This is a genomic window from Mycobacterium kyorinense (assembly GCF_001672775.1).
Lineage (GTDB): Bacteria > Actinomycetota > Actinomycetes > Mycobacteriales > Mycobacteriaceae > Mycobacterium > Mycobacterium kyorinense_A.
The window spans coordinates 1-13,864 of record NZ_LZKJ01000001.1; the positions used below are offsets into that span (position 1 = coordinate 1).

Annotated in this window: 8 protein-coding genes; 6 read left to right on the forward strand and 2 right to left on the reverse strand. The window is 68.0% G+C overall.

Annotation, left to right across the window (positions count from 1 at the left end; translation table 11 throughout):
* Nucleotides 1–4,773: type I polyketide synthase (locus A5707_RS00005; protein WP_156657360.1), on the forward strand; the 4,773-nt coding region annotated here is incomplete at its 5' end.
* Nucleotides 4,774–4,797: 24 nt separating this feature from the next.
* Nucleotides 4,798–7,413 carry a PEP-utilizing enzyme gene (locus A5707_RS00010; RefSeq protein WP_065012482.1) on the forward strand — a complete coding sequence of 872 codons (2,616 nt, stop codon included), beginning with the start codon at nucleotides 4,798–4,800 and terminating at the stop codon, nucleotides 7,411–7,413.
* A gap of 81 nt (nucleotides 7,414–7,494) precedes the next feature.
* Here A5707_RS00010 and A5707_RS00015 read toward each other — a convergent pair whose 3' ends face one another.
* A complete protein-coding gene (locus tag A5707_RS00015) occupies nucleotides 7,495–8,172 on the reverse strand; it encodes a hypothetical protein (protein ID WP_065012483.1) in 678 nt (225 codons plus the stop codon).
* Between the two features lie 77 nt (nucleotides 8,173–8,249).
* Here A5707_RS00015 and A5707_RS00020 point away from each other — a divergent pair, with 77 nt between their 5' ends.
* The 4 genes from A5707_RS00020 to A5707_RS00035 are packed head-to-tail and all read left to right on the forward strand — an operon-like array spanning nucleotide 8,250 to nucleotide 12,701.
* Nucleotides 8,250–9,755 carry a carboxylesterase/lipase family protein gene (locus A5707_RS00020; RefSeq protein ID WP_065012484.1) on the forward strand — a complete coding sequence of 502 codons (1,506 nt, stop codon included), beginning with the start codon at nucleotides 8,250–8,252 and terminating at the stop codon, nucleotides 9,753–9,755.
* Between the two features lie 4 nt (nucleotides 9,756–9,759).
* Complete coding sequence (locus A5707_RS00025; protein ID WP_419866367.1) at nucleotides 9,760–11,781, forward strand: phosphotransferase; 2,022 nt, start codon at nucleotides 9,760–9,762, stop codon at nucleotides 11,779–11,781.
* Nucleotides 11,782–11,807: 26 nt separating this feature from the next.
* Nucleotides 11,808–12,287 carry a gluconokinase gene (locus tag A5707_RS00030; protein WP_197495199.1) on the forward strand — a complete coding sequence of 160 codons (480 nt, stop codon included), beginning with the start codon at nucleotides 11,808–11,810 and terminating at the stop codon, nucleotides 12,285–12,287.
* Between the two features lie 27 nt (nucleotides 12,288–12,314).
* Nucleotides 12,315–12,701 carry a DUF2784 domain-containing protein gene (locus A5707_RS00035; RefSeq protein ID WP_065012486.1) on the forward strand — a complete coding sequence of 129 codons (387 nt, stop codon included), beginning with the start codon at nucleotides 12,315–12,317 and terminating at the stop codon, nucleotides 12,699–12,701.
* Here the strand turns inward: A5707_RS00035 and A5707_RS00040 are convergent.
* On the reverse strand, nucleotides 12,698–13,714 hold the full coding sequence (locus A5707_RS00040) for a DoxX family protein (RefSeq protein ID WP_065012487.1): 1,017 nt from the start codon (nucleotides 13,712–13,714) through the stop codon (nucleotides 12,698–12,700). The two genes, A5707_RS00035 and A5707_RS00040, sit on opposite strands and share 4 nt — an antisense overlap.
* Nucleotides 13,715–13,864 lie beyond the last annotated feature (150 nt).

Below are 13,864 nucleotides of genomic sequence, written 5' to 3' on the forward strand. Positions count from 1 at the left end.
TCGGACCGTGATCAGTTGTTGGGCGGGTTGGCCGAGTTGGTCGATGGTCTACCGGGTGGCGGTGTGGTGTCGGGGCGAGCGATCCCGGCGGGCAAGACCGTGTTCGTCTTCCCCGGCCAAGGTGCCCAATGGCTCGGCATGGGCATGGGACTGCACGCCGCCTACCCGGTATTCGCTGAAGCGTTCAACACCGTGGTTGGCGAGTTGGACCGCCATCTGTTGCGACCCCTGCGCGAGGTGATGTGGGGTCACGACGAAGAACTCTTGAACACCACCGAATTCGCGCAGCCCGCGCTGTTCGCCGTGGAAGTGGCCCTATTCCGGCTGCTGGAATCGTGGGGCATGCGGCCCGATTACCTGATGGGGCACTCCGTCGGCGAGCTGACCGCGGCGCACGTCGCAGGTGTCCTCTCGCTGGAGAACGCCGCGGTGTTGGTGGCGGCCCGCGGCCGATTCATGCAAGCGCTGCCCGCCGGCGGCGCCATGTTCGCCGTGCAGGCGACCGAAGAGGAAGTGCGGCCGATGCTCGGCGACGACGCGGGCATCGCGGCGGTGAACGGTCCGTCGTCGGTCGTGCTCTCCGGGGCCGAGGACGCGGTGACGACGATCGCGGAGCAACTGCGCGCTCAGGGCCGCCGGACGCACAAGCTCGCCGTGTCGCACGCCTTCCACTCGCCGTTAATGGAGCCGATGATCACCGAGTTCACCACGGTGGCAGCAGGACTCGCGGTTGCGCAACCCACCATCCCGATCATCTCGAACGTCACCGGCCAGTTGGCCGGCGACGACTTCGCCTCTGCGCAGTATTGGGCTCAGCATGTCCGGGCGGCGGTGCGATTTGCCGACAGCATTCGCTTCGCCCAGTCCGCCGGCGCCACCCGCTTCCTGGAAGTCGGGCCCAGCGGCGGCCTGACTGCATCGATCGACGAGTCGCTGCCCGATGCTGACGTGGTGTCGGTGCCCATGCTGCGCAAAGACCGCCCCGAGCCGCTCACTCTGATCACCGCGACCGCTCAGGGTTTCGTGTCGGGAGCTGTCATCGATTGGCGCGCAGTGCTGTCCGGCGGCAGGTTTGTCGAGTTGCCGACCTATGCCTTCGAACGCCGCCGGTTCTGGCTCTCCGGTGACGGTGCCGCAGTCGATGCCGCCGGCTTGGGCTTGGCCCCCAGCGAACATCCGTTGTTGGGCGCAGTGGTCGAACTGCCCACCTCGGGTGGGGTGGTGCTGACCGGCCGGCTGTCGCCGGCGTCGCAGCGATGGTTGGCCGACCATGCGGTCGGCGGAGTGGTCCTGTTCCCCGGTGCCGGGTTCATCGAAATGGTGATCCGGGCCGGCGACGAAGTCGGCTGCGGGGTCATTGAGGAATTGATGCTGGCCGCACCGCTGGTACTGCCGGCCTCCGCTTCGGTCGCCGTGCAGGTCGTGGTGGGCGCCGCCGATGAGGCGGGTTCGCGTGCGGTGTCGGTGTTTTCCCGCGCCGACACCGGCTCCGGCTGGGTGTTGCACGCGGAGGGAACGGTGGCGGCCGGCGCCGTCGAGCCGAGCACGAATCTGTCGGCCTGGCCGCCGGCCGGCGCCGACGCCGTCGACGTGGCCGGAATCTACGACCAGCTGGCCGAACGCGGATACGGGTACGGTCCGGCGTTCCAGGGTCTGACTGCGATGTGGCGCCGCGGCGACGAGGTGTTCGCCGAGGTGTCGCTGCCCGCCGATGCGGGTGCCTCGCCCGCCGGGTTCGGCGTGCATCCGGCGGTCCTGGACGCGGCGCTGCACGCGGTGATTGTCGCCACCGACGCCACCGATTCCGATGGTGGTGTCCTGGTGCCGTTCTCGTGGCAACGGGTGTGCTTGCATGCTGCCGGCGCGTCGGCGGTGCGGGCCCGGATCGCGCCGACAGGTCCGTCCGCAGTGACCATCGAGCTGGCGGACGCACTGGGCCTGCCGGTGTTGTCGGTGGCGGCGATGGTGGCCCGGCCGGTATCGCAGCAGCAGCTGATGGCCGCGGTATCGGGCTCGGGCCCCGATCGGCTGTTCGAGGTGATCTGGTCACCGCAGCCGTCGGTCGTCGACGCGGATGCCGCTGCCTCCTATGAGGTGTTCGACTCACTGCCGGCAGCCGGTGATCCCGTCACCGAAGCACACCAGCGCACGCACGCGGCCTTGACTGCAGTGCAATCGTGGCTTTCCGAACACGATTCGGGAATGTTGGTGGTGGCCACCCGCGGTGCGGTGGCGCTGCCGGGCGAGAACATCACGGATTTGGCCGGCGCTGCGGTGTGGGGGCTGGTGCGCTCAGCGCAGACCGAGCACCCAGGTCGGCTGGTACTCGCCGACGTCGACGCGCCGATCGACGATTCCACTGCGGCCGCGATATTGGCGGTCGGTGAGCCGCAGGTGGTGTTGCGCGACGGTGTCGTCCACATCGCGCGGGTGCACGGCAGCCGAGCAGTAGATGGGCTGCTGGTGCCGCCGGACAGCGAAACTCCCTGGCGCGTGGGCCTTTCCACAGCAGGCACGTTTGAGAACCTGCTACTGGAACCGGTGCCCGATGCCGATGCGCCACTGCAGTCCGGGCATGTCCGCATCGCCGTGGACGCCATGGCGGCCAACTTCCGCGACGTGATGATCACGCTGGGTCTATACCCCGACGACACTGCGGCCATGGGCGTCGAAGCTTCCGGCGTCGTCGTCGAGACCGGCCCCGCAGTCACTCAATTCGAGGTCGGCGACCGGGTAACCGGGTTGTTCCCGGAAGGCACCGGCACCACCGCGACTACCGACCAGCGTCTGTTGTTCAACATCCCGCCCGGGTGGTCGCACACCGAGGCCGCCACGGTTCCGGTGGTCTTCGCGACCGCGTATTACGCGCTGTCAGCGCTGGCCGAAGTCAAGCCTGGCCAGCGGATCCTCATTCATGCCGCCGCCGGGGGCGTCGGGATGGCCGCCGTGCAGTTGGCGCGCCATTGGGGCCTCGAAGTGTTCGCCACCGCCAGTCGCGGCAAGTGGGACACCCTGCGGTCCATGGGCTTCGACGATGACCACATCGCCGACTCGCGCAGCCTGGAGTTCGAGGACAAGTTCCGTGCCGCCACCGACGGCCGTGGGGTAGACGTCGTACTGGACTCGCTGTCCGGCGATTTCGTCGACGCCTCGCTGCGCCTGGTTGCTGCTGGCGGGATCTTCCTGGAAATGGGCAAGACCGACATGCGTGACCCCGCCGTCGTCGCCGACAGCCACCCCGGGGTGCGTTACCGAGCCTTCGATCTTTTCGAGGCCGGTCCAGACCACATCCGACGGATCCTCACCGATCTGGCAGCGATGTTCGCAGACAAGGCTTTACGGCCGCTGCCGGTCACCACGTTCGACATTCGCCGGGCGCCGGCGGCGTTGCGGTACTTGAGTCAGGCGCGTCACGTCGGCAAGGTTGTGATGACGATGCCTGATGCCTGGACGGCCGGCACGGTGATGATCACCGGTGCTACCGGAATGGCGGGGTCCGCCTTGGCCCGGCATGTGGTGACCCGGCACGGAGTGCGCCACCTGATCCTGGTCAGCCGCCGCGGACTCGACGCACCGGGCGCCAGCGAATTGGCAGCCGAACTCGCTGAGGCCGGTGCCGACGTACGGGTGGTGGCCTGCGACGCAGCGGATCGGGCTGCATTAGCCGGGGTGATATCCGATGTCCCCGCCCAGCATCCGCTGTCGGCCGTGATTCACGCCGCGGGTGTGCTCGATGATGCGGTGATCACGTCGCTGACACCCGAGCGCATCGATACGGTCATGCGGGCCAAAGTGGACGCGGCCTGGAACTTGCACGAGTTGACTCGCGATCTGGGTCTATCGGCGTTTGTGATGTTCTCGTCGATGGCGGGTCTGGTGGGATCCTCCGGGCAGGCCAACTACGCGGCGGCCAACTCGTTCCTCGACGCGCTGGCATTGCACCGGCGCGCGGAGGGCCTACCGGCGACCTCGTTGGGCTGGGGATTGTGGGATCAGGCCAGCGACATGACCGGGGGACTGGGGGCAGTGGACTTCGCCCGGTTCGCCCGCGACGGCATTGTGGCGATGTCTGCTCACGAGGCCCTCGAATTGCTCGACACCGCAATGATTGTCGACGAGCCGTTCCTGCTGCCGGCCCGCATCGACCTCACCGCGTTGCGCGCCAAGTTCGACGGTGGCACCCTGCCGCCGATGTTCGTCGACCTGATCAGCGCCCCGGCACGTCGTCAGGTGGACGACTCGCTGGCCGCCGCCAAGTCGAAAACCGCTCTGCTGCAGCGTTTGGAAGGGCTGCCTGAGGACGAGCAGCACGCTGTGCTGCTGGATCTGGTGCGTTCCCACATCGCCACCGTGCTGGGCAATACGACGACGGAGGCTATCGACCCGGACAAGGCTTTCCAGGAACTGGGATTCGACTCACTGACCGCAGTCGAGATGCGCAACCGACTCAAAGCGGCCACCGGACTGGCTCTTTCACCCACACTCATCTTCGACTACCCGAACTCGGCTGCGCTGGCCGGGTATTTCCACCAAGAACTGCTCGGCACCGCCGAGCAGCCTGCGCCAAAGGCCGCGCCCGGGGAAGCGGAAATCCAGCGGGTGGTCGCCTCGATTCCGGTCAAACGCCTGCGGCAGGCGGGGGTGCTGGATCTGCTGCTCAGTTTGGCCAACGAAGTCGACGGTGACGGCGCCGCGCAGACCAGAGAGAAAGACCTCGCCGACATGGATCTCGATGATCTGGTCAACGCGGCGCTGCTCGATGACGACGAGTAGCGAGTTGAGATTCCGGATCGTTCAGTGAAGATCGCCGTCACCGGAGCCAGCGGCGTCGTCGGTCGCGGCGTCGTGGGCCGGCTGCTCTCGCAAGGACACGAGGTCGTCGGGCTGGCGCGTCACCGCCCCGAAAGCTGGCCCAGCGCCGCCGCCTTCGTCGACGGCGACATTCGCGATGCAGCGACGGTGCGACGCGCCCTCACCGGGAGCGACATCGTCGCGCATTGCGCCTGGGTGACTGACCCCCGCGCAGACGAGCAACTCGCGCATGAGATCAACCTCGGCGGGACCGCCAACGTGTTGGATGCGAGTATTCGGGCCGGCACCCGGCGGATCGTGTTCGCTTCCTCGGCGTACGCATACGGTGCGCGCGAGCACGGAGCGCCGCCGTGCAGCGAAGACCATCGGCTCAGCCCGGTAACCGCAGAAGCCCGCGCAGAAGCAATGCTGGCGACCTGCGGCATCGAATGGGTGGCGGTCCGCTCGGCGGTCATCCTCGGCCGAAACGTCGACAACTGGGTGCTCCGGTTCTGGGCGTCGTTGTTTTTTCCGGACATCCACGGTTCCGCGGAGCGGGCGCTGCAGGTTGTGCACGCCGACGACGCGCATCGGGTGTTCGTTCGAGCGATTCTCGACACCGGTATCGGCAGCGGGCCGGTCAACCTTGCTGCGCCGGGAGAGCTGACATTCGCTGAAATCGCCGACGCGGTGAGACGACCGGCGGTGCGGGCGGGAAAGCGGCTGGGTGCATTGCTTCGGCGGGCGAGCGGAGCCGCCGAGCTGGACCACCTACTGGCTGTGCCCGTGATGGAAACCGCACGGCTACACGACACTTGGAAGTTCACGCCGGCCTGGAACGCTGCTGAATGCGTCGCGGATTTCGCGTTGGCGGTACGCGGGCGAGTGAGCCTGGGCCCGCGGGTGATGTCGCTGCCCTGGCAGTTGACCAACGTTCAGGACATCCCCGCGGTTGATGCGCCGGCCGCTGACGGCACCGAGCCCGCACTGGCCGGCCCCGACGGCTGCAACGGGGAGTTCGACACTCCGATCGACCGGCGCTTCCCGACCTTTTTGGCCACCAATTTATCGGAGGCGCTGCCCGGACCGTTCTCGCCGTCGTCGGTGTCGGTCGCCGTGCGCGGCCTGCGGGCGGGCGGTGTCGGCATCGCCGAGCGGCTGCGGCCGGGCGGGTTGATCCAACGCGAAATCGCCATGCGAACTGTCGCGGTGTTCGCCCACCGGTTGTATGGCGCGATTACCGCCGCGCATTTCATGGCCGAAACCGTGCCGTTCGTCAAACCGGCGACGGTCGTCAGCAACAGCGGGTTCTTCGGGCCCAGCGCCGGCAGCTTGCCGATCTTCGGCGAGCAGCGCTTGCCGACCCAATCCGGCCGCGCCGCAAAACAATTGCGCACCCTTCGCAATATCGGCGTATTCGGGGTCAATCTGATCGGCCTCAGCGCCGGCTCGAGGCGCGATACCCGCGACTACATCGCCGACGTCGACCGGCTGGAGCGTCTGGCGGGCGACGATCTCACCCGACTCGACGACCATCGCCTGCTCAGCTTGATCTTGCTGGCACGCGACCACGTAGTCCATGGTTGGCTGCTGGCGTCGGGGTCTTTCATGCTCTCGGCGGCATTCAGTGTGATCCTGCGGGGCCTGGGCGGACGCAACATCGCACCGTCGGCCGGGCCGGACTTGGCCAGCGCGCGATTGCTGGGCGCGCTGCACCGGCTGGTCGCGGCGGCGCAAAACGATCCCGATGCGGCTGGCGTGCTTGCCGACCCGGGCGATCGGCTCGCGGCGCTGGCGGAACAGGCGCCGCAATTCCACGCCGCGGTTCGCGCCGAGCTTGCGCAGATCGGTCACCGGGGGCCGGCGGAAGTCGAGATGTTGTCGAGCACCTATGCCGACGATCCCGAACTGCTGCTCCGGATGGTGGCGAAATCGTTGCATGCTCCGGCGCCCGCGCAGCCCCGCCACCCGCGGATCCCGGTCCAGGCTCGACCCGTCGCGCAATTGGCCGTGCACCAAATCCGCGACCGTGAAGTGCGCCGCGACAAAATGGTGCGCGCGATCTGGGTGTTACGAAAGCTGTTGCGGGAGCAGGGCCGTCGGCTCACCGACAACGGAGTTCTCGACGCTCCCGACGACGTGTTCTATTTGTTGGTCGACGAGCTCGACGCTCTGCCCGCCGATGCGGCGGAAATCGTGGGGCGGCGCCGCGCCGAGCAACGCAGGCTCGCCGACGTCGTTCCGCCGGCAGTGTTCAGCGGCAGCTGGCAGCCGGCCGATGGTCCAAAAAGCGTCCTCACCGCCGGAGAAACACTGCATGGCCTCGGTGTCTGCGGTGGACGGGTCCGCGGCCGCGTTCGAATCGTCCGGCCCGAAACCATCGACGACCTGGAACCCGGTGAGATCCTGGTCGCCGAGGTCACCGATGTCGGCTACACCGCCGCGTTCTCCTATGCCGCCGCCGTTGTGACCGAGCTCGGTGGCCCGATGTCGCATGCCGCGGTGGTGGCCCGCGAGTTCGGGTTTCCCTGCGTGGTCGACGTCGAGGGCGCCACTCGCCGCCTCCCACCGGGGGCGCTCATCGAGGTCGACGGCAGTACCGGCGAGATCCGCGTCCTGTAACTTGCCCGCCGAGTGGCCAGTGATCACACGCCGTTTCGCGAAAAACGTGCAATAACTGGACGTTCGGCAAGGGCTCGACCCTCAGCAGCTGAACTTCTGCCCGACGCCCTCGGGCGCTGGAACGGACTGCAGACACCCGAACGGCTCGATGCCGGTCGCCGCGAGCGCGGCCCCCGACCGGTGTGCATAGTTCACGCAATACACGCCGACTTGACCTGCGCGACAACGATAGTCACCGAACGACAATGATTTCCCCACCGGCAGATCGGCCCCGTCACCGCGGGCGAACGGCCCGGGATCGGCATGGGCCGACCCCACCTGCAGGCTGGCGCCGTCGAAGTCGACCCAACCGCCCTGCCATTGGCCGTAGACCGTCGCCGGCCGCGGCGGCGGATGGGCCAAGCCAACCAGGCAGGCCAGCGCGCCGCCGGTGTGTTTGGTGTCGGTCATGCAGCGGACATTGGCAACGGTGAACGCGATGTCAGTACCCAGGTCGGTGACCACCCCGTCGCGCGTCGCGCGGTGATACCCGGCGGCGTCGACTGGCGCGCCGGCTTCGACCCACGCGATGACATCGGCGATCGGTGCGCCAGCGCTGGGCGCGACAGCCGAGGTCGGTGACGGGCGTTTCGACGACGGAGCAGCGGTTGCTCGCGGCGGTGTCGACGCCGACGTCGAGGGCTGCGTGCCGCGGCCGTCGGTCGCATGGGAGCACGCGGCGACCAGCAACGACGCTGCGACCAGCGCGGCAACCCGCATTGTGACAGGCTAACGGTCGCCATTCGATTCTGCGGACCTACCCCACCCGGCACGGGGACATTCGCTAACGTCGGCTTATGCACGAGCACACCGTCCGCGCAACCATCGCCACCGGCACGGTCGAAGGGTTCACCCGCGACGGCGTGCACCGGTGGCGATCCATTCCCTATGCCCGCCCACCGGTCGGGCCGCTGCGGTTTCGTGCACCCCAGCCGGCGCAGCCATGGTCGGGTGTGCGGCACTGTCATGGGTTCACCAACTGCGCCCCGCAGCAGCGTCGCTACACCATGCTGGGCATCGGTAAGTATCAGCCGAGGGGTGAGGACTGCCTGACGCTCAACGTCGTCGCGCCGGCAGCCGCGCCCGTCCAACCGCTGCCGGTCATGGTTTTCGTCCACGGCGGCGGATACCTGCTCGGCAGCTCGGCCACACCGCTCTACGACGGGGCCGCACTGGCGCGGCGCGGCTGTGTGTACGTGTCGGTCAACTACCGGCTCGGCGCGCTGGGCTGCCTGGACCTGTCGTCGCTCTCGACTGCCGATATCACCATCGACAGCAACCTGTTCCTGCGTGACCTGGTGATGGCGTTGCGGTGGGTGCGGGACAACATCGCCGAGTTCGGCGGCGATCCCGACAAGGTCACGTTGTTCGGGGAAAGCGCCGGCGCGCATGCGGTCGCCACCATGTTGGCGGTGCCGGCGGCGGAGGGCTTGTTCGCCCAGGCGATTTCGGAAAGCCCGGCATCCGGAATGGTGCGCTCCAGTGAGATGGCAGCCGACTTCGCAACGCGGTTCGCCGCGCTGCTCGGCATGCGCAAACACGATGCCGCTCACGCGTTGATGCAGGCATCGCCTGCCGAGTTGGTCGCAGCCCAGGACCGTCTCATCGACGAAGGTGTGCGAGACATCCTGGGCGCCTTCCCGCTCGGGCCGGCCTGCGGCGACGACGTGCTGCCGCTGGATCCCATCGAGGCGATGCGACAGGGCAAGGCCCACCGGATCCCGCTGATTGTTGGCACCAACGCCGACGAGGGACGGCTGTTCACCCGCTTTCTGCGGCTGCTGCCTACCACCGAGCCGATGATCGAAGCGCTGCTGGCGGAAACGGATCCGGCTGCGCGGGAACGCATTACCAGCGCTTATCCCGGCTATCCGGATTCGGCGGCATGTATCCGACTGGGCGGGGATTTCGCCTTCGGTTCGGCCGCGTGGGAGATCGCCGAGGCGCACGGCAGCCACGCACCGGCCTATCTCTATCGCTACGACTACTCGCCACGTGTGTTGCGATGGTCCGGATTGGGCGCAACGCACGCCACCGAGCTGCTTGCCGTGTTCGATGTCTACCGCAGCAGGTTTGGCGCGCTGCTCAGCGCGGCCGGCGACCGTCGGTCTGCGCTGCGGGTCAGCAACGAGGTACAGGGCCGGTGGCGCGCATTCAGTCGCACCGGTGTGCCGGGCGACGACTGGCCCACCTACACCGACCCGGACCGCGCGGTAATGGTTTTCGACCGCAAGTCGCACGTCGAATTCGATCCGCATCCCGAGCGGCGAATGGCGTGGCAGGGCTTTTCGATGGCACGCTGAGCCGGTGAACCCGACAGTGCCTCCGCAGACCGACACCGTCGTCGAACGACCGGCCGACCTCACCGCCGGTTGGCTCTCCACCGTCCTGGGGTCCGCGACGGTCAGCGATTTCACCGTCGAGCGCATCGGCACCGGCCAGATGAGCGAGTGCTACCGCGTCCAACTGAGCTACGCCGGTACCGAAAGTGCTCAGCGGGGCCCGGATTCGGTGGTGCTCAAGGTCGCGGCCAGCGACCCGGTGAGCCGGCAGACCGGTCTGAGCCTGGGCCTCTACGAGCGTGAAGTGCGCTTCTACCGCGAGGTCGCCCCGCACCTGACCGGACCGGTCGCGCCGTGCTACCACGCCGCGTTCGACGCGTCGACCGGAGTCTTCGACCTGCTGCTCGGCGATGCGACCCCGGCCGTCGTCGGCGACGAAATCCGGGGCGCCACAGTGGCACAGGCCCGGCTCGCCGTCACCGAACTGGCGCGGCTGCAAGGCCCGTTACTGGGCGATACTGCCTTGGCCGATGCGCCGTGGCTCAACCGCGACGCGCCGATCAACCAAGCGCTGATCACCCAGCTCTACGCCGCCTTCGTCGACCGTTACCGCGACCAGATCGCACCGCCGTACCGGGCGGTGTGCGAACGGCTGGTAGCCGGATTTGACGCTTACCTGGCCGAAGAGGCGGCAGCCGGTCGCATCCAGGGACTTGTGCACGGCGACTACCGGCTGGACAACATGTTGTTCGGCGCGGTGGGCGCTGACCGGCTACTGACCGTCGTCGATTGGCAGACCGTCACGCGGGGCCCGGCCATGACCGACTTGGCCTATTGCCTGGGATGCGCGCTGTCGGTTGCCGATCGGCGCGCGCACTATGACGAACTGCTGAGCGCTTATTACGAGGCGCTTGGCCCGGACACGCCGATCAGCCTGACCGAGGTGCGCGACGGCGTGCGGCGGCAGAGCTTCTTCGGGGTGATGATGGCCATTGTGTCGTCGATGCTCGTCGAGCGCACCGATCGCGGCGACGCGATGTTCATGACGATGTTGCAACGCCACTGTGAGCACGTGCTCGACACCGATGCGCTCGCGACACTGCCGGCTCCGGCGCCAGTTGAGCCGCTCGTCCCAGCCGGCGACGACGAGTGGGCGCACGCCCCGACCGACGAACCGCTGTGGAACGAGAGCTGGTATGCCGATTTCGCCGATCCCGCACAGGGATTCGGCGGCTGGATACGACTCGGGTTGATGCCCAATGAGCACACGGCATGGCTGAACGCTGTGCTGTGCGGCCCCGATCTGCCCACCGTCGCAATCGTCGACTTCGATGTTGCGGTGCCCGCCGATCCGTGGCAGGTGCGCACCGACGCCATCGAGTTCACCCACTCCGTCGCCGAGCCGCTGCGCAGCTATCGTGTTGTCCTGCAGGGGCGTGGCCAGTCCTACGCCGACCCGGCCGCGCTGCTGCGGGGCGAAGGCGGAGTGCCGGTCGAAGTGGCGATGGACCTGGCGTGGAGCACCGACGGCACGCCGTATCAGTACCGGCTGACCACGCGCTACGAGATTCCGTGCACCGTTTCGGGCAGCGTCACGGTCGACGGCACCGAATACCACCTGGACTCGGTGCCCGGTCAGCGGGATCATTCCTGGGGGGTGCGGGATTGGTGGGGCATGGACTGGGTTTGGAGCGCACTGCACTTCGATGACGGCAGTCACCTGCACGCGGTGGACATCCGGATTCCCGGCGCCCCGGCAATCGGGGTGGGCTACCTCCAGAACCGCGACGGCGCATTGACTGAGGTGTGTACCGTTGCGGCGCGGGAAGTGTTCGACGCCAACGGCTTACCGACCGAGGCGATGCTGGCCGTTGACCCCGGCGGCATCACCGCAACCGTTGAAGTCCGCGGCTATGCGCCGCTACGCCTGGTGGCCCCGGACGGACGGGTGAGCCAGTTTCCGCGAGTCTGGGCGGCGGTGAACACCGCCGACGGCCGGCGCGGGGTGGGCTGGCTGGAATGGAACCGCAACCAATCAGGCCCGTGATCAACCAGCGTGGACCGATCGTGGTCATGGGGGTTTCGGGTTCGGGCAAGTCAACGGTGGGCGCGGCGCTGGCACGGCGGCTGGGGGTGCCTTTCGCCGACGCCGACACCTTCCATCCGAGCGCCAACGTCGCCAAAATGGCTGCGGGCGAACCACTCAACGACAGCGACCGCTATCCCTGGCTGGAAGCCGTCGGGGGCTGGCTGGCCGACCACCGCAGCGGCGGTGTGATGAGTTGCTCGGCGCTCAAACGCACATACCGCGACCAGCTACGCGCATGCTGCCCGGACATCGAATTCCTGCACCTGAGCGGGTCGCCGCAATTGATCGCCCGCCGGCAGGCCGCCAGGCACGGGCATTTCATGCCGCCGGCACTGCTGCAATCGCAGTTCGACACGCTGGAGCCGCTCGGCCCCGGCGAAGACGGCGTCGTCACCGATGTCGACCAAACCGTTGATGAGATCGTCGAGAACTTTCTGACGCAACGTGTCCGGCGATCCCGGTAGCATAATTAGCCGTTAGGACGGCCGACAATGTATGAAATCCTCGTCGCGCTAGCGGTGGCGGTCCATTTCGCATTCATCGCTTATCTGATGGTCGGTGGCTTTCTTGCCCTGCGCTGGCGCCGCACGATCTGGTTGCACGCGGTAGCGGTCGTCTGGGGAGTGGGCAGCGCGGCCGGCCATGTCGGGTGCCCGCTGACCGGGTTAGAGCGGTGGGCGCGCACCAAGGCCGGGATGGCACCCTTGCCGTCGGAAGGATTCATCGCCCACTACATCACCGGAGTGCTCTATCCGGCCGGCTGGTTGGGCGCAATGGAACTCGCCCTGTTCGCCGTGGTCGTGGCGTCCTGGACGTTGTACGCCTGGCGCTCCCGACAGCGCGACGTCGCGAACGCCGCGCGTCGACCATCCGGTTAGCGCATGCGACGGATCTTGGTCCGCCCACGGGCGGCCAGCTCGCCGCCACGGTCACGGGCAGTGTCGGCGAGCTCAGCGCCGCGCTCACGAGCGGTTTCGGCGAGCTCGGGACCCCGCTCCCGGGCCACGTCCGCCAGTTTGGCCGCGCGTTCACGGGCGGTTTCGGCGAGTTCGGGGCCGCGCTCCTGCGCCACGTCCGCCAGTTTGGCGGCGCGTTCGCGGGCGGCTTCGGCCAGGTCAGCGCCGCGTTCGCGGGCGGCCTCGGCGAGGTCGGCGCCGTGCTCGCGGGCGCTGGCCGCGAGCTGTGCGCGCCGCTTGCGTGCCTTCTTGCGGGCGGCTTCGACCAGCGGAGCGCTCTTCTCCTCGGCGGTACTGGCGAGTTCGCTTCCGCGTTTGCGCGCCGACTCGATCAGCGGTCCGCTCTTCTCGGCCGCGGTGCTGGCCAGCTCACGACCGCGCTCGACGCTCACCTGCAGGCCATGTTCGATTCGTTCACCCAGCTCAGAGTCGAGGAGCGTGCCGTTGGAGGCCCCCGACGGCAGCGCTGCCGACACCCTTGCCGACACCCGCCCCGCGGCCCGTCGGCCCCGCCATCCCAGCGACGGCTTTCCTTCGGTGTCGGCCGAGGCGATGATCAGCCCGCCCAGCAGGCTCAGGTCGGTCAGGAAGTCGCGGCGTTTCTGCGCCTTGCGCTCCGGGTCGGGCTCATTCCAAAACAGGTGTCCGCCAAGGCTGCCGGGAACCACAGTGCACGCCAGCGCCGCCGAGGCGACCCGCGGCATCTTGCCGACGGCAAGCAGGAGGCCGCCGCCGATTTGAACTGCCGCGGTGATCCGCGCGGCGGTCTCGGGGTCGGCTGGAACCTTCGTTCCGATGGGATCCGGTAGCGTCCGCAACGCCGCCACGGTGGGTTCGGCAGCATCGACGCTGGTCTTGGGGTTGCGCAGGGTCTCGACGCCTTGGCCGATGAATACCGCTGACAACAGGGGCCGGGCGATTCTACGAAGCAGCATGGCCGGTGTGTTCCCAGGCTGACCGGTCCGCAAACCGGTCGGATGCCGGCCGCGGTAACTAGCAGGCCGGCCCAATTGCGGTCCAGTCGTTCGGTTTCAGTCTCCGAACGGGCGGCCCGATCCCAACTTGGTCGCGTTCGGGATGATCGA